Here is a 14,109-nt window from a genome sequence, read left to right on the forward strand (position 1 = left end):
GCCATCGGGCCGGGACGCAAGCGATAGACACGCACCCGAGCGTCGAATTCGGGATGACTTTCCTCGACCAAGCCCGACTGACGCAGGGCCTTGAGGTGGCGGCTCATCGCCGGTGGGGTCAGGCCGAGGCTCTCGGCCAGCTCGCCCGCCCGGCGCGGCCGCTCGCGCAGCAGGTCGACGGTCCGCCGGCGATGCGGATCGGCTAAGGCCGCCAAAGTCCTGTCGAGAGCCTCGTTCAAGACTGGGCGTCCAGCAGCTTCCTGGGCGCGACGTTGCGCCAGGCGTCCGTCAGCGCACCGCGCGCCGTGACCTCGTCGCAGGCCGAGAGGCGCAGGCGCGTCGCCCCGCCCTTGCCCCAGCCGCCCGGAACCGGGACGAAGACCTCCGGCTCGGCCGCCACGCGCATCTCCTGCTGGTCCGGCGTCAGCTTGACCATCGCCCAGGCGACGTCGGGATTGCCCAAGGTCGCGAAGATCTTGCCGCATCGGAAGTCGGCCGTGCCCATGTGCGAGCTTTCGATCGCCTGAGGCATCGCCAGGGCCAGGCGGCGGAAATCGTCTGGCGAGATCATTCCGAGCCGACGGCGATCTTCAGGCCGCTGCGTTCCTCCATCTCCGCGAACGAGACGGTCTCGACGTCGGCCGACACGGTCCAGATGTGCAGTTCGGGATCGCGGCAGCGATAGGTGCGCGAGCCGTAGAACTGGTTGGCCGGCTCCATCAGGATCTCGGCCCCGGCCGCCTTGGCCCGCGCGCAGTGAGCGTCGACGTCGCCAGGGATGTAGATGTGGACCGTCTGGGTGGTCTTGCCGCCCAGCGAGGCCGGGCTGGCGTGGTTCTCGCTCCACTCGTTGCCGATCATGATCGTCGAACCGGCATAGCTCATCTGCGAATGGGCCAGATTGCCCTCGGCGTCCTCGATCAGGAAGGTCAGTTCGAAGCCGAACGCCTTCTCCAGGAAGGCGATGGCGGCCTTGGGATCGCGATAGCTGACGGCCGAGACCAGGCCGGTGCGTTGTTCGGACATGCGATCTTCCTTGCGTTCTGTGACAATATTTAACGCATATCGAAACTATCTTGGCAACCGGCGTTATCGCTCGTCCATCAGCTGAAGCGCCGTCAGCGGCGTGACGCCGAAGAACCGCCGCATGGCGCGGTTGAGGTGCGACTGGTCGACGAAACCGGCCTCGGCCGCGGCCGCCGCCAGGCTCTCGCCCGCCCGCACGCCCAGCATCGCTGTCTCCAGGCGCAACCACAGCCGCCAATGGGCCAGCGGCGCGCCCAGCTCTGTCTGGGCCAAGGCTCGCAGCCGCGCCGTCGACAGCCCTACCCGCTGGGCAAGTCCGGCGAGGTCGAGATCACCGTCCAGCGCGTCGAGTACGGTCCGCAGGCGGGGATCGATCGGCGCCGCTTCGCCCAACGCCGCTTCGGCGTCGAGCGCCTCGTCCAGACGCTCGCTGGTCAGCACCGTCGTCCATTCGGCGGGCGCGGCCGCCACGGGGGTGGACCAGCCACCGACGTTCCAACGTCGCGCCAGCCGGCCCAGCGGGCGCGGATAGACGGCCCGCAGGCTCTCCGAGGCTAGGAGTCGGTGGCGGACGCCGGGTGCGATGGCGATGACCGGCGCCTCGACCAGGCCTTGCTCGGTCTCGACCCGCGCCGGGCCGTCCAGTCCCGCCACCACCTGGGCGCAGAGATGGCCGTGGGGTCGCGAGTCGCCGCTGGCGCCCTCGAAGCCCCACCAGTCGCGACCGATCCACAGCCGTCCGGACCATCCCGTGTCGCGCATCGCGTGGACGTCCTCCTCGGCAAGCGTTCGATCCAAGACCCGGCGGCGGATCAGCGAGAGAACTCCGACATGGAGGACGTCGCATGACCGAACAAGCCCAATACGTACCCGCCCTCGGGCGACCGGAACTGACCGGCCTTTACGACCATGTCCTGGCCCTGGTGGCGCGGGAGGGCCGCTGGCGGGCGATGCTGTTGAACGCCCTACAACCGCGCGCCGGCGAACTGATCGTCGACATCGGCTGCGGCACCGGCTCCCAGGCCATCGCCATCAAGATCCGCTGCCCCGGCGCGCGGGTTGTCGGCGTCGATCCGGATCCGGCCGTGCTGGAGATCGCCCGCGCCAAGGCGCTCCGGGCTGGCGTCGAGATCGAATGGGTCCAGGCCCTCGGCGGCGGGGCCGACAATCTGATCGGCCAAGGCGTCGCCGACGCGGTGATCTCCAGCCTGGTGCTGCACCAATGTGACGTGCCGGTGAAGGGGGAGATCCTGCGGGCCATGGCGCGGATCGCCAAGCCCGGCGCGCGGATCCTGATCGCCGACTACGGCCGCCAGCGGGGGCTGATGCGCCTGCTGTTCCGCCTGGTTCAGGCGGTCGATGGCTTCGAGCGCACCGAGTTCAACGCGGCGGGAAGCCTGCCGGGCCTGATGCGGTCCAATGGCCTGTCGGCGGTGAGCGAACTCGGACGGATCGCGACGCCGACGGGCTCGATCTCGCTGTACGGGGCGGGGGTTGGCTAGCGCTCAATACTGTTGTCATCCCGGCCGCAGCGCGAAGAGCCGGGACCGCCACAAGCTCCGAGCTTCCGGCGGTCCCGGATCGGCGCGCTGCGCGCTTGTCCGGGATGACAGCTTCAAAGGTCCTAGCGCAGCGCCTGCCCCGCGACCTTCAACGACCCATCGCCCTTCTCCGGCTTCACGCCGGTCACCTTCGCCAGCAGCGGATAGACGTCGACATTGTCGAACACCGGCAGCACAACGCCCGGCTTGAACGACGGCCCGTGAGCCACGAACACCGCCCGCATCCGGAGGTCATACGGGTCGAAGCCATGCGCGCCGCCGTCCTTGTCGTCCCATTTGCCGGGGTTCTTCCGGGCCTCGACCGTCGTGGTGTACCAGCCCGTCTCCGACAGGCAGACGATAGCCGGCACGCGCTTGTTGCGGCCGTAGTGGAAGCGGGCCGGGATCGCGCCCTTCTTCCAGCAGCTCATGTGCGGCAAGGGCCGGGACAGGAACGCCGTCTCGACCGCCCTCGCCTGCCCCGGCTGGGGCGAGAAGCTGGTCACCGCGCCTTTGGTGACCAGGTGGATCTTCGAGACGTCGATCAGGTCGTCCAGCACCACGCGCTGAGCGGCCGGCAGCGGCGCCATGCCATGGTCTGCGACCACGACGATGTCGGTAGTCTCGAAGCGCCCACGCGCCTTCAGCCCTGCGATCAGCCGGGCCAGGCAGCGGTCGACCTCGGCGGCGGCGGCGCGCACCTCGCGCGACTCCGGACCGTAGTGGTGGCCCTCGGTGTCGACCGCATCGAAATAGAGGGTGGTGAAAGCCAGCGGCGGGCCGTCGGCCTTGTCCATCCAGGCCAGGATCCGGTCGACGCGGGCGTCGTATGGGAACTGGGTGTCGTAGGTCATCCAATAGGTCGGCCGCACGCCGTCGATCGCCGTCTCCGACCCCGGCCAGAACATCGCCGCGGCGCGCTTGCCCTGCTGCTCGGCCGAGACCCAGAACGGCTTGGCCTGGCTCCACCAGCGCGGATCGTTGGCGGTCGGGCCGTTCATCTTGAACTTGGGGCCGCCGATCACCGCGTCCTCCATCTCGTTGCCGACCACCCCGTTGCGGTCCGGGCGCTTGCCGGTCACCAGGGTGTAGTGGTTCGGATAGGTCAGGCTGGGGAACGAGGGCCGCATGGCCCCGCGCGCGCCGTCTTCGGCCAAGGCCTTCAAGGTCGGGGTGTCGCCGCGGTCCAGATAGTCTGCGCGGAAGCCGTCGATCGAGACCAGGATCGTCAGGTGCGGAGGCTTTTCCCGCGCCAGGGCCGCGCCGCTCGTCAGCGCCAGGCCGGCGGCGAGGATCAGGGACAAAAGGCGGCGGGCGATCATCGGCGACTCGTTGAAAGCGAACGGATCGACCAGATCATGGCCCGACGTTGCAGGCGTATGACAGCGGCGCATGACCCGCTCTTAACTTGGCGCATGCCCAGGGGCTCGCCATAGTCGCCGCGTCGAGCCGAGTCGTTCGGCGCCGGAAACGCCCGCATGTCGATCGCCCTCGAGGCCGACCGCCTCACCAAGACCTACGGGGCGGTGCGCGCCCTCGACGATTTCTCCATCGCCATTCCCGCCGGCGGCGTGTTCGGTGTGCTGGGTCCCAACGGCGCGGGCAAGAGCACCCTGTTCCGCATCGCCCTGGGCCTTGTCCGCCCGACCAGCGGCTCGGCCAGCCTGTTCGGCGCGCCGGCCGGCGACATCCGGGCCTTGCGCAAGGTCGGGGCGATGATCGAAACGCCGCGCTATCCGGCCTATCTGACCGCCCGCGACACCCTGACGATGCTGGCCCTGGAGAGCGGGACCAAGAATGCCGACATCGGCGGCTGGCTGGAGCGTGTCGGCATCGCCCACGCCGCCGACCGCGCGACCAGCGGCTTCTCGGTCGGCATGAAGCAGCGCCTGGGCCTGGCGGCCGCCTTCTTCACCAAGCCCGAGCTGGTCATCCTGGACGAGCCGACCAGCGGCATGGACCCGGCCGGCATCCAGGAAATCCGCGCCCTGATCGTCGACCTGGCTCAGCGCGAGGGCGTCACCGTCATCCTGGCCAGCCACCAGCTGGACGAGGTCAAGCGCGTCTGCGACCGGGTCGCCATCCTGTCGAAGGGCAAGATCGCCGCCGAGGGGTCCGTCGACGCCCTGACCGCCGGCGACGCCCGGCTGCGCATCACCGCCACCTCGCCGATCGCCCAGGTGCTGGCGGTGCTGGGAGGCAAGGGCGCGGCCGACGGTCCCGACGCGGTCTTGGCCGATATCCGACGCGAAGAAGCCCCCGCCCTGATCCGCAGCCTCGTCGAGGCCGGGGTCGAGATCACCGAGGCCCGCTGGCGCGAGGCCGACCTGGAAGGCGTCTATCTCAAGACCCTTGAGAACGAAGGAGCCGCCTGATGCTCGCCGACGCCATCGCCGCCGAACGCTTCCGCCTGCTGCGCGACCGTTCGGCCCTGTTCTGGGGCTTCTGCTTCGCCCCGTTGGTCGGGTTCCTGCTCAGCGTGGGCGGCGACCTCTTCCTGCGCAACGTGATCAAGAAGCCGATGCCCGGCGTCACGGTCGGCCTGGTCGACCAGGTGATCAAGGCCCTCTCCGGCGGCGCCTCGACCTTCGGGGCCCTGTTCCTGATGATCGGCGCAGCGGCCGTGCTGGCCAGCGACTACCGCTGGGAGACCTGGCGGCTGCTGACCCCGCGCAACACCCGTCAGAACCTGCTGCTGGCCAAGCTGGTCGTGGTCGGCGAGGCGGTGTTCTGGAGCCTGTTGCTGACGGCGGTGCTGTCCGCCTTCGCCGCCCTGATCGGTTCGGTGATCAGCGGTCGGGGCCTGGCCTTCTCGATGTTCGATCGCAACCTGTTCGACGTGGTCGGCGTCCTGGCCATCACCTGGCTGGAGGCCATGACGCTCGCGGCCCTGGCGGCCTGCGTTGGGGTGCTGTCCCGCTCGACCATGGGCGTGGTCATCGCCTGCCTGGGCGTGCGTTTCGTCCAGACGGTGCTGGCCAGCTCGCTGCGCCTGATGGAACAGGGCCAGCCCAGCTGGAAGCTGCTGGTTCTGCCCGCCTTCGACGCCGACCTGCTGCGCGCCGCCCTGCTGGATCCGAGCCAACTGGGCGCGGCGAGCGGCTCGGCGGGCGTGGCGTTGGCCGTGCTGGCGGCCTGGGTGGCGCTCCTGGCCGCCGGTGCGGTGTTCCTGTTCCGACGCCAGGACCTGACGAAGGAGTAGGCGGATGGTCTTCGCCTTCTTCTTCGTGCTGTTCGGCGGCCTTGCCTGGGACGGCTACCAGGTCGTATTCCGACGTCGGGTCGCCCTGCCCGTTCGGACACTGGGAACGCCGCTCTATGTGGAGTTGGCCAAGGATCCCAAGACGTTCTGGCTGATCTGCGGCCTACATGCCGCTGTTTGGGCGTTGCTGGCGTTCGGCGTCATCCGGGCGATCAAGCTCTAGGCCCAACGAAAAAGGCCCCGGATCGCTCCGGGGCCTCTCGTTTCAGCCTAGGCTGAAAATCTTAGTCTTCGGCGTCGTTGACGTAGACCGGACCCGAGTCCTTGCCTTTTTCCGAGACGTCGCGATCGACGAACTCGATCACGGCCATCGGGGCGTTGTCGCCGTAGCGGAAGCCCGCCTTCAGGACGCGGATATAGCCGCCCTGACGATCCTTGTAGCGCGGGCCGAGGGTGGCGAAGAGCTTGCCGACCTGTTCGACGTCGCGAACCGAGCTGATGGCCTGACGACGGGCGTGCAGGTCGCCGCGCTTGGCCAGGGTGACCAGCTTTTCGACGATCGGACGCAGTTCCTTGGCCTTGGGCAGGGTGGTGACGATCTGCTCGTGCTTGATCAGCGAGGCCGACATGTTGGCGAACATGGCGATGCGGTGAGCCGAGGTGCGGCCGAGTTTACGGTGAGCTTTACCGTGACGCATTTTGTATCTCCTGGGCGAGAAGCCCGAGCGGCGCCAAAACGTGTTGGGCGCCTTGTTGTCACCAATCCTGGTCCTTCCCGACCGGGTCAGAGCGGAGCGCCGGGGCCCTCGACCGCGTGAGCGGCTTCAAAAGGCCCAGGCCGCTCCCCTTCCCGAAGGAGAAGGAGCGGCCCGGATTTAGCGCGGTAGGCTTCGAGGTTCTTAGATTTGGTCTTCGAACTTCTTGGCCAGGTCTTCGATGTTCTCCGGCGGCCAGTTCGGCACGTCCATGCCGAGGTGCAGACCCATGCCGGCGAGCACTTCCTTGATTTCGTTCAGCGACTTGCGGCCGAAGTTCGGGGTGCGGAGCATCTCGGCTTCGGTCTTCTGGATCAGGTCGCCGATGTAGACGATGTTGTCGTTCTTCAGGCAGTTGGCCGAACGGACCGACAGTTCCAGCTCGTCGACCTTCTTCAGCAGGGCCGGGTTGAACGGCAGTTCCGGCTTGGACTCGTCGGCCGACTTGGCCTTCGGTTCCTCGAAGGTGATGAAGATCTGCAGTTGGTCCTGCAGGATCCGGGCGGCGTAAGCCACGGCGTCCACCGGAGTGACGGCGCCGTTGGTTTCCACTTCCAGGACCAGCTTGTCGTAGTCCAGCGACTGGCCTTGACGGGTCGGCTCGACGCGATAGGCGACGCGCTTGACCGGCGAGTACAGGGCGTCGACGGCGATCAGGCCGATCGGCGCGTCTTCCGGACGGTTACGGTCGGCCGGGACGTAGCCCTTGCCGTTGTTGACCGTGAACTCCATGCGCACGGAGGCGCCGTCGTCCAGCGTGCAGAGCACGTGGTCGGGGTTCAGGATCTCGATGTCGGCCGGGGTTTCGATCTGACCGGCGGTCACCGGGCCGGGGCCCGTGGCGCGCAAGGTCATGCGCTTCGGGCCTTCGGCGTGCATCCGAACGGCCAGTTGCTTGATGTTCAGAACGATGTCGACGACGTCTTCGCGGACGCCTTCGAGCGAGGAGAATTCGTGCACCACGCCATCGATCTGGATGGCGGTGACGGCGGCGCCTTGCAGCGACGAGAGGAGAACGCGACGCAGGGCGTTGCCGAGCGTTACACCGAAACCGCGCTCGAGCGGCTCGGCGACGATACGGGCCTTGCGAGTCGCATCGGCGCCGGTTTCGATCTGCGGCTTCTCAGGACGGATCAGCTCGTTCCAGTTTCTTTCGATCACGTGGTCGGGTCCCTTGAACGCGGCTCGCCGGCCGCGTTTTGCGCAGCCGGCGAAGGAGATTAGTGGTCTAAAAAGTACTAGACGCGACGACGCTTGGGCGGACGGCAGCCGTTGTGCGGGATCGGCGTGACGTCGCGGATGGTCGTGATGGTCATGCCCGCGGCTTGCAGCGCGCGCAGGGCCGATTCACGGCCAGAACCCGGACCCGAGACGTTGACTTCCAGGGTCTTCACGCCGTGCTCGGCGGCCTTCTTACCCGCGTCTTCCGCAGCCATCTGAGCGGCGTACGGAGTCGACTTGCGCGAGCCCTTGAAGCCCATCATGCCGGCGCTCGACCAGGAGATGGTGTTCCCCTGAGCGTCGGTGATGGTGATCATGGTGTTGTTGAACGAGGCGTTCACATGCGCCACGCCCGAGGTGATGTTTTTACGTTCGCGCTTCTTTACGCGAGCCGGTTCCTTGGCCATCGGTCAGGCTACCTTATTTCTTCTTGCCGGCGATCGGCTTGGCCGGACCCTTGCGGGTACGAGCGTTCGTGTGGGTGCGCTGACCGCGGACCGGCAGGCCCTTACGGTGACGCAGGCCGCGGTAGCAGGCCAGGTCCATCAGACGCTTGATGTTCATCGAGTTCTCGCGACGCAGATCACCCTCGACGGTATAGTCGCGGTCAATCGTTTCGCGGATCGCCAGGACTTCGGCGTCGGTCAGTTGATTGACCCGACGCGCATCCTCGATGCCCACCTTCGTGATGATTTCACGCGCGGACCGTTGGCCGATGCCGTGAATGTACTGAAGCGCGATCAAAACGCGCTTGTTCGTCGGGATGTTGACGCCTGCAATACGGGCCACGTCTAATGTTCTCCTAGTCACGCACTAAAGACGCGAACGGCGCGCCCGGCCGGATCCAGAGAATCCAAACCGGCGCGCACGGATCGCGCCCTTTCGCGGAAGCGCCCCGTTATAGGGATCGTTTCGCTTCCGTCAACAACTGAATCCACTGGAAAGCCAGCGAATTCGGGGTTTGTTAGGCTACGACCGCCAGGGCGGTGTCGATAGACGCGGCGACCGCTTCGACGGTCCCCATGCCGTCCAGCTCCGTCAGCTTCCCCTGCCCTTCGTAGTAGGGCAGCAGAGGCGCGGTCTGGGCGTTGTAGGCGGCCAAGCGAGTCACGAAGACTTCCGGATTGTCGTCGGGCCGTCCCTGCTCGTCGAATCGCTTCTTGATCCGTCCGATCAGGGCTGGTTCGTCTACCTTGAGTCGGAGAACCGCGTCGATCTGCTGTCCGCGGGCGGCCAGCATTTTGTCCAGGGCCTGCGCCTGGGCGACCGTGCGCGGGAAACCGTCGAAGATCGCCCCACCGGCCGCCTCGGCCTCGGGCAGGCGGTCCTCGATCAGGGCGATGACGATCTCGTCGGTGACCAGGTCACCGCGGTCCAGCACGCCCTTGACGCGTTGGCCGAGCTCGGAGCCGGAGGCGATGGCGGCGCGCAGCATGTCGCCGGTCGAGAGCTGCACCATGCCGCGCTCGGTGACCAGGCGCTTGGCCTGGGTCCCCTTCCCCGCCGCCGGCGGACCGAACAGGATCAAGTTCATTTAAGCCCCTTCGCGCGTTGGCGGGTCTTAAGCCCGCTCGTCTCCCGCAGAAGACCTAGATTGCGCCGGAAAAAAACGGAAGCCGGTTTTGTGACAAACCGGGTTCCGACGCTTCTAATAAAGCCGTCCCAGACTTAGCGGTTGCGACCGCCGCGCAGCTTCGACTTCTTGATCAGGCCCTCGTATTGGTGGGCCAGCAGGTGCGACTGGATCTGCGCCACGGTGTCCATGGTCACCGTCACGACGATCAGGATCGAGGTGCCGCCCAGGGCGAACTGGTTCGACTTGATCGCCATCATCGCCAGCTCGGGCGCCACGCAGACCGCGGTGATATAGGCCGCGCCGATCACCGTCAGGCGGGTCAGCACGTAGTCCAGGTACTCGGCGGTGCGCTTGCCCGGACGGATGCCCGGCAGGAAGCCGCCGTACTTGCGCAGGTTCTCGGCCGTCTCCTCGGGGTTGAACACGACCGAGGTATAGAAGAACGAGAAGAAGATGATCAGCAGGGCGTAGAACACCAGGAAGGCCGGGTGGCCGTGCTGCAGCGCGCCCACCACGCCCGGCAGCCACGACAGCCACGCCGGAAGCGTGGTGGTCGAGATGAACTGCATGGCGGTCGTCGGCAGCAGCAGCAGGCTAGAGGCGAAGATCGGCGGGATGACGCCCGAGGTGTTGATCTTCAGCGGCATGAACGAGCTTTCGCCGCCGATCATGCGGTTGCCCTGCTGGCGCTTGGGATAATGGACCAGCAGACGGCGCTGCGAGCGTTCCATGAACACGATGGACAGGATGGCGGCGACGCAGCCGAACACGATCAGGAACAGCGGCGTGTAGTTGCCCGAGGTCTGGGCCTGGACCAGCATCTGGCCCAGGACGATCGGCAGGCGCGCCACGATGCCGGCGAAGATGATCAGGCTGACGCCGTTGCCAACGCCGCGGCTGGTGATCTGCTCGCCCAGCCACATCAGGAACAGCGTGCCGCCGGTCAGGGCGACGATGGTGGAGGCCACGAAGAAGGCCGCGCCGATGCCGCCGACGACGACACCAGGCTGGGCCTGCAGACCGAAGGCGATCGAGGCCGACTGGACCACGGCCAGCACCACGGCGAAGTAGCGGGTGTACTGGTTGAGGGTCTTGCGGCCCGCCTCCCCGCCTTCCTTCTTCAGCTTCTCCCACGGCGGATACACCGAACCCATCAGCTGCACGATGATCGAGGCGCTGATGTAGGGCRTCACGTTCAGCGAGAAGATCGCCATGTGCTGGACGGCGCCGCCCGAGAACAGGTTGAACATGCCGAGCAGGCCGCCGGAGTTGCCGTTGAACAGGCGCTCGAAGGCGACGGCGTCGATGCCGGGGATCGGGATGTAGGTGCCAAGACGGAAGACGATCAAGGCGATGATCGTGAACCAGATACGCTTGTGAAGTTCGGTCGCCTTTTGGAACGACGCGAAATTCATATTGGCTGCGAGTTGTTCGGCGGCCGAGGCCATTCAGATCCCCACGACTCAAGAGCGCGATGCCGGAAGTGGATACCGCTTTCGGCGGCGACCACGCTCTGAAATTGGTTTCTCGGACCAGGCTGGCCCGAGGAGAGCGCCACAAATAGGTGAGGCTCGCCGCGATGTCACGGCGAGCCTCGAATTTCTGTCATCCCGGAGAGCGCGAAGCGATCATCCGGGACCGCCGAAAGCGCTTTCGCCTGTGGTGGTCCCGGGTCTTCGCTACGCTGCGCCCGGGATGACAGTTTTCAATGTTAGGCTTCGGCTTCCACCTTGACCTTCTTGGTCACGGTGACCGAACCACCAGCGGCCTCAACGGCCTTGATGGCGGCTTCGGTGGCCGAATAGACGGTCAGCTTCAGGGCGGTCTTGATCTCGCCCTTGCCCAGCAGCTTCACGCCGTCCAGTTCGCGACGGATCACGCCGGCGGCGACCAGGTCAGCGGGAGCCAGCTCGGCGCCGGCCTTGAACTTGCCAGCGGCGACGGCCTGCTCCAGGCGCCACAGGTTCACTTCGGCGAACTCGAGACGGAAGGGGTTGTTGAAGCCGCGCTTAGGCATACGCATGTGCAGCGGCATCTGGCCGCCTTCGAAGCCGGCGATGGCGACGCCCGAGCGCGCCTTCTGGCCCTTCACACCGCGACCGGCGGTCTTGCCCTTGCCCGAACCCGGGCCACGGCCAACGCGCATGCGGCCCTTGGTCGAGCCTTCGCGGGGAGCCAGTTCATTCAGCTTGGTCATATGTGCCTCTCCTTGGAGATCTGCGCCCGGCGGAAGCCGGACTCGGCGTTGAATTTGGACTTCGTCCGCACCACGACCGGAGTCGCGGTTTCAAACGAAAACCACCCCGGCTTTCACCGGGGTGGTGCTTTCGGCGTCTCGTAGCAGACCTACTCGACGATTTCCAGCAGGTGCGCGACCTTGCGGATCATGCCGCGAACCGACGGGGTGTCTTCCAGCGTGGACACGCGGCCCAGCTTGTTCAGACCCAGACCGGCCAGCGTATCGCGCTGGTCGCTCTTGCGACGGATCGGGCTGCCGGTTTGGCGGACCGTGACGGTTTTAGCTTCAGCCATGACTTAACCCTCGATGGCGTCCGGAGCCGAAGCCCCGTCGGCGCGGCGGCCGAGGATGTCGCCGACCTTCTTGCCGCGCTTGGCGGCGATCTGGCGGGGCGACGATTGAACCTTCAGGGCCTCGAACGTGGCGCGAACCATGTTGTACGGGTTCGAGGAACCCGTCGACTTGGCCACGACGTCCTGGACGCCCAGGGTTTCGAGAACCGCGCGCATCGGACCGCCGGCGATGACGCCGGTGCCGGGAGGCGCCGCGCGCATCATCACCTTGCCAGCGCCCCAACGGCCAGCGCCGTCGTGGTGCAGGGTGCGGGATTCGCGCAGCGGAACGCGGATCATCGTCTTCTTGGCTTCTTCGGTCGCCTTGCGGATGGCTTCCGGCACTTCACGCGCCTTGCCATGACCGAAGCCGACGCGGCCCTTTTGGTCGCCAACGACCATCAGAGCGGCGAAGCTGAAGCGACGGCCACCTTTGACGGTGGCGGCGACGCGGTTGATGTGGACGAGCTTTTCGACGATGTCGCTGTCGACCCGCTCTTCGGGGGCGTTGCGGTCGCGACGGTCCCGGCGTTGACCGCCTTCACCGCGCTGTTGTTCACCACGAGCCATTTCTGTTCCCTTAGAAGTTCAGGCCGGCTTCGCGCGCGGCGTCGGCCAGGGCTTTCACCCGGCCGTGGAAGATGTAGCCACCACGATCGAAGACGACGTCCTTGACGCCCTTTTCGATGGCGCGCTCGGCGACGAGCTTGCCCACAACGGCAGCGGCATCCTTGTCCGCGCCCTTGCCTTCGGCTTCCAGAGTGGAGGCCGACGCCAGGGTCACGCCGCGTTCATCATCGATGACCTGGGCGTAGATGTTCTTGGACGAGCGGAAGACCGACAGGCGCGGGCGACCGTTGGCCAAGCTCTTGAGGCGGGTGCGAACGCGCTGAGCGCGCTTGGCCGCCGATTCACGAGGAGAGAGCGCCATGGCTTACTTCTTCTTGCCTTCCTTGCGGCGAACCTTCTCGCCAGCATAACGCACGCCCTTGCCCTTGTACGGCTCGGGGGGACGAATGCGGCGGATCTTCGCGGCAATCTCGCCAACCGCCTGCTTGTCGATGCCGGCGATCTTGATTTCGGTCTGCTTCGGCACCGCGAAGCTGACGCCGGCCGGAGCCTCGACGTCCACATCATGGCTGAAGCCGAGCTGGAGGCTCAGGGCGGTGCCCTTCATAGCCGCGCGGTAACCAACGCCGACCAGTTCGAGGCTTTCCTCGAACCCGACGGTGACACCGTGCACCATGTTGGCCACCAGCGTGCGGGAGAGACCCCACATGCCCTTGGCGCGCTTCGAGTCGACGCGCGGAGTCAGCAGGAGCTCGGAGCCCTCATGCTTGACTTCGACTTCGTCGGCGATCGTCCACGACAACTGACCCTTGGGGCCCTTTACCGTGACCGTCTGACCGTCGAGCGTCAGAGTGACGCCCGAGGGGATTGCGACGGCTTTCTTACCGATACGTGACATGCTCTTTCCCTCCCGCGCCTAGTAGACGCGGCAGAGGACTTCGCCGCCGACATTAGCGTCGCGTGCAGCGGTGTCCGACATGACGCCCTTCGGCGTCGAAAGGATCGAGATGCCCAGGCCGTTCTTGATCGGCTTCAGGTCCTTGATCGACGAATAGACGCGACGGCCAGGCTTGGACACGCGGCTAATCTCGGCGATCACGGGCTCACCGTCGAAGTACTTGAGCTCGATCTCGAATTCGGGGAACGCACCGGGCTTCTCGATCAGCGAGTAGCCGCGGATGTAGCCTTCGTCGGCCAGCACGTCGAGGACGCGAGCGCGCAGCTTGGAAGCCGGCGTCGAGACCTTGTTGCGCTTGCGCGTGGCGGCGTTCTTGATGCGAGCGATCATATCGCTCAGGGGGTCGTTCATCGACATCTGATCGTCCTTACCAGCTCGACTTGACGAGGCCCGGGATCTGGCCCTGCGAACCCAGTTCGCGGAGCGCGATACGGCTCATCTTAAGCTTGCGGTAGTAGGCGCGCGGACGGCCCGTGACTTCGCAGCGGTTGCGGATGCGGATCGCCGAGCTGCTGCGGGGCAGCTTGGCGAGCTTGAGGCGAGCCTCGAAGCGTTCCTCGAGCGGCAGGCTCTCGTCATTGGCGGTCGCCTTGAGCGCGGCGCGCTTGTCGGCGAACTTCTTGACGAGGGCCTTGACGGCTTCGTTGCGGTTGACGGCGCTTTTCTTGGCCATGGTTTGTTTTCCCTTC

22 protein-coding genes are annotated in these 14,109 nt (G+C 66.4%); 4 read left to right on the plus strand and 18 right to left on the minus strand.

Features of this window, described 5'->3' with window-relative positions; genetic code table 11:
• From AC1DSO_RS18705 to AC1DSO_RS18720, 4 genes are all read right to left on the minus strand, one after another.
• Window positions 1-239 (minus strand): ArsR/SmtB family transcription factor (locus AC1DSO_RS18705; RefSeq protein WP_477070259.1); only part of this gene is annotated, 239 nt, incomplete at its 3' end.
• Window positions 236-571, minus strand: a complete 336-nt coding sequence (locus tag AC1DSO_RS18710; protein WP_477070260.1) for an MmcQ/YjbR family DNA-binding protein — start codon at window positions 569-571, stop codon at window positions 236-238. The genes AC1DSO_RS18710 and AC1DSO_RS18705, both read right to left, overlap by 4 nt.
• Window positions 568-1,026: a VOC family protein gene (locus AC1DSO_RS18715; RefSeq protein ID WP_477070261.1), complete on the minus strand. Its 459-nt coding sequence runs from the start codon at window positions 1,024-1,026 to the stop codon at window positions 568-570. Before AC1DSO_RS18715 ends, AC1DSO_RS18710 begins: the two co-directional genes overlap by 4 nt.
• 63 nt (window positions 1,027-1,089) lie before the next feature.
• The gene (locus AC1DSO_RS18720) at window positions 1,090-1,788 is read right to left on the minus strand and encodes a helix-turn-helix domain-containing protein (RefSeq protein WP_477070262.1); all 699 of its coding nucleotides are present in this window, start codon (window positions 1,786-1,788) and stop codon (window positions 1,090-1,092) included.
• An 83-nt stretch (window positions 1,789-1,871) separates the two neighbouring features.
• Here AC1DSO_RS18720 and AC1DSO_RS18725 point away from each other — a divergent pair, with 83 nt between their 5' ends.
• Window positions 1,872-2,528, plus strand: coding sequence for a class I SAM-dependent methyltransferase (locus AC1DSO_RS18725; RefSeq protein WP_477070263.1), 657 nt, complete (start codon window positions 1,872-1,874; stop codon window positions 2,526-2,528).
• A gap of 122 nt (window positions 2,529-2,650) precedes the next feature.
• Here AC1DSO_RS18725 and AC1DSO_RS18730 read toward each other — a convergent pair whose 3' ends face one another.
• Window positions 2,651-3,889, minus strand: a complete 1,239-nt coding sequence (locus AC1DSO_RS18730) for an alkaline phosphatase family protein (RefSeq protein ID WP_477070285.1) — start codon at window positions 3,887-3,889, stop codon at window positions 2,651-2,653.
• 156 nt (window positions 3,890-4,045) lie between these two features.
• Between AC1DSO_RS18730 and AC1DSO_RS18735 the strand changes: the two genes are divergently transcribed.
• Genes AC1DSO_RS18735 through AC1DSO_RS18745 form a run of 3 tightly spaced genes read left to right on the plus strand, consistent with a single transcriptional unit; the run spans window position 4,046 to window position 5,992 of the window.
• Entirely contained in the window at window positions 4,046-4,942 is an 897-nt protein-coding gene (locus tag AC1DSO_RS18735; RefSeq protein WP_477070264.1) for an ABC transporter ATP-binding protein, read from the plus strand.
• Window positions 4,942-5,769, plus strand: coding sequence for an ABC transporter permease (locus tag AC1DSO_RS18740; RefSeq protein ID WP_477070265.1), 828 nt, complete (start codon window positions 4,942-4,944; stop codon window positions 5,767-5,769). Before AC1DSO_RS18735 ends, AC1DSO_RS18740 begins: the two co-directional genes overlap by 1 nt.
• Window positions 5,770-5,773: 4 nt before the next feature.
• Window positions 5,774-5,992 (plus strand): hypothetical protein, encoded by a 219-nt coding sequence (locus AC1DSO_RS18745; protein WP_477070266.1) that lies wholly within the window; start codon window positions 5,774-5,776, stop codon window positions 5,990-5,992.
• A gap of 61 nt (window positions 5,993-6,053) precedes the next feature.
• Here the strand turns inward: AC1DSO_RS18745 and rplQ are convergent, their stop codons facing one another.
• The 13 genes from rplQ to rpsN form a co-directional block, all read right to left on the minus strand.
• On the minus strand, window positions 6,054-6,467 hold the full coding sequence (gene rplQ, locus AC1DSO_RS18750; protein ID WP_477070267.1) for a 50S ribosomal protein L17: 414 nt from the start codon (window positions 6,465-6,467) through the stop codon (window positions 6,054-6,056).
• A gap of 201 nt (window positions 6,468-6,668) precedes the next feature.
• Complete coding sequence (locus tag AC1DSO_RS18755) at window positions 6,669-7,685, minus strand: DNA-directed RNA polymerase subunit alpha (protein ID WP_047413138.1); 1,017 nt, start codon at window positions 7,683-7,685, stop codon at window positions 6,669-6,671.
• A gap of 77 nt (window positions 7,686-7,762) precedes the next feature.
• Window positions 7,763-8,152, minus strand: coding sequence for a 30S ribosomal protein S11 (gene rpsK, locus AC1DSO_RS18760; RefSeq protein ID WP_018112960.1), 390 nt, complete (start codon window positions 8,150-8,152; stop codon window positions 7,763-7,765).
• A 13-nt stretch (window positions 8,153-8,165) separates the two neighbouring features.
• Window positions 8,166-8,534: a 30S ribosomal protein S13 gene (gene rpsM / locus AC1DSO_RS18765; RefSeq protein ID WP_047413133.1), complete on the minus strand. Its 369-nt coding sequence runs from the start codon at window positions 8,532-8,534 to the stop codon at window positions 8,166-8,168.
• A gap of 175 nt (window positions 8,535-8,709) precedes the next feature.
• Window positions 8,710-9,279 (minus strand): adenylate kinase, encoded by a 570-nt coding sequence (locus AC1DSO_RS18770; protein ID WP_477070268.1) that lies wholly within the window; start codon window positions 9,277-9,279, stop codon window positions 8,710-8,712.
• 134 nt (window positions 9,280-9,413) lie between these two features.
• Entirely contained in the window at window positions 9,414-10,769 is a 1,356-nt protein-coding gene (secY, locus tag AC1DSO_RS18775) for a preprotein translocase subunit SecY (RefSeq protein ID WP_477070269.1), read from the minus strand.
• Between the two features lie 263 nt (window positions 10,770-11,032).
• Window positions 11,033-11,518, minus strand: a complete 486-nt coding sequence (gene rplO, locus AC1DSO_RS18780) for a 50S ribosomal protein L15 (RefSeq protein ID WP_477070270.1) — start codon at window positions 11,516-11,518, stop codon at window positions 11,033-11,035.
• A 149-nt stretch (window positions 11,519-11,667) separates the two neighbouring features.
• Window positions 11,668-11,853, minus strand: coding sequence for a 50S ribosomal protein L30 (gene rpmD / locus AC1DSO_RS18785; RefSeq protein WP_047413122.1), 186 nt, complete (start codon window positions 11,851-11,853; stop codon window positions 11,668-11,670).
• A gap of 3 nt (window positions 11,854-11,856) precedes the next feature.
• Window positions 11,857-12,462 carry a 30S ribosomal protein S5 gene (gene rpsE, locus AC1DSO_RS18790; protein ID WP_052196978.1) on the minus strand — a complete coding sequence of 202 codons (606 nt, stop codon included), beginning with the start codon at window positions 12,460-12,462 and terminating at the stop codon, window positions 11,857-11,859.
• 10 nt (window positions 12,463-12,472) lie between these two features.
• Entirely contained in the window at window positions 12,473-12,823 is a 351-nt protein-coding gene (rplR, locus tag AC1DSO_RS18795; protein WP_047413121.1) for a 50S ribosomal protein L18, read from the minus strand.
• 3 nt (window positions 12,824-12,826) lie between these two features.
• Complete coding sequence (rplF, locus tag AC1DSO_RS18800; protein WP_477070271.1) at window positions 12,827-13,360, minus strand: 50S ribosomal protein L6; 534 nt, start codon at window positions 13,358-13,360, stop codon at window positions 12,827-12,829.
• Window positions 13,361-13,378: 18 nt separating this feature from the next.
• Window positions 13,379-13,777 (minus strand): 30S ribosomal protein S8, encoded by a 399-nt coding sequence (rpsH, locus tag AC1DSO_RS18805; protein ID WP_047413115.1) that lies wholly within the window; start codon window positions 13,775-13,777, stop codon window positions 13,379-13,381.
• 10 nt (window positions 13,778-13,787) lie between these two features.
• Window positions 13,788-14,093: a 30S ribosomal protein S14 gene (gene rpsN / locus AC1DSO_RS18810; RefSeq protein WP_099579528.1), complete on the minus strand. Its 306-nt coding sequence runs from the start codon at window positions 14,091-14,093 to the stop codon at window positions 13,788-13,790.
• Window positions 14,094-14,109: the final 16 nt, after the last annotated feature.

Source organism: Caulobacter sp. P4_E5, assembly GCF_056401555.1.

Coding starts and splice junctions, on each gene's coding strand:
- AC1DSO_RS18710 (WP_477070260.1), bottom strand. CDS start 571: ATGATCTCGCCAGACGATTTCCGCCGCCTGGCCCTGGCGATGCCTCAG.
- AC1DSO_RS18715 (WP_477070261.1), bottom strand. CDS start 1,026: ATGTCCGAACAACGCACCGGCCTGGTCTCGGCCGTCAGCTATCGCGAT.
- AC1DSO_RS18720 (WP_477070262.1), bottom strand. CDS start 1,788: ATGCGCGACACGGGATGGTCCGGACGGCTGTGGATCGGTCGCGACTGG.
- AC1DSO_RS18725 (WP_477070263.1), top strand. CDS start 1,872: ATGACCGAACAAGCCCAATACGTACCCGCCCTCGGGCGACCGGAACTG.
- AC1DSO_RS18730 (WP_477070285.1), bottom strand. CDS start 3,889: ATGATCGCCCGCCGCCTTTTGTCCCTGATCCTCGCCGCCGGCCTGGCG.
- AC1DSO_RS18735 (WP_477070264.1), top strand. CDS start 4,046: ATGTCGATCGCCCTCGAGGCCGACCGCCTCACCAAGACCTACGGGGCG.
- AC1DSO_RS18740 (WP_477070265.1), top strand. CDS start 4,942: ATGCTCGCCGACGCCATCGCCGCCGAACGCTTCCGCCTGCTGCGCGAC.
- AC1DSO_RS18745 (WP_477070266.1), top strand. CDS start 5,774: ATGGTCTTCGCCTTCTTCTTCGTGCTGTTCGGCGGCCTTGCCTGGGAC.
- rplQ (WP_477070267.1), bottom strand. CDS start 6,467: ATGCGTCACGGTAAAGCTCACCGTAAACTCGGCCGCACCTCGGCTCAC.
- rpsK (WP_018112960.1), bottom strand. CDS start 8,152: ATGGCCAAGGAACCGGCTCGCGTAAAGAAGCGCGAACGTAAAAACATC.
- AC1DSO_RS18770 (WP_477070268.1), bottom strand. CDS start 9,279: ATGAACTTGATCCTGTTCGGTCCGCCGGCGGCGGGGAAGGGGACCCAG.
- rplO (WP_477070270.1), bottom strand. CDS start 11,518: ATGACCAAGCTGAATGAACTGGCTCCCCGCGAAGGCTCGACCAAGGGC.
- rpmD (WP_047413122.1), bottom strand. CDS start 11,853: ATGGCTGAAGCTAAAACCGTCACGGTCCGCCAAACCGGCAGCCCGATC.
- rpsE (WP_052196978.1), bottom strand. CDS start 12,462: ATGGCTCGTGGTGAACAACAGCGCGGTGAAGGCGGTCAACGCCGGGAC.
- rplR (WP_047413121.1), bottom strand. CDS start 12,823: ATGGCGCTCTCTCCTCGTGAATCGGCGGCCAAGCGCGCTCAGCGCGTT.
- rplF (WP_477070271.1), bottom strand. CDS start 13,360: ATGTCACGTATCGGTAAGAAAGCCGTCGCAATCCCCTCGGGCGTCACT.
- rpsH (WP_047413115.1), bottom strand. CDS start 13,777: ATGTCGATGAACGACCCCCTGAGCGATATGATCGCTCGCATCAAGAAC.
- rpsN (WP_099579528.1), bottom strand. CDS start 14,093: ATGGCCAAGAAAAGCGCCGTCAACCGCAACGAAGCCGTCAAGGCCCTC.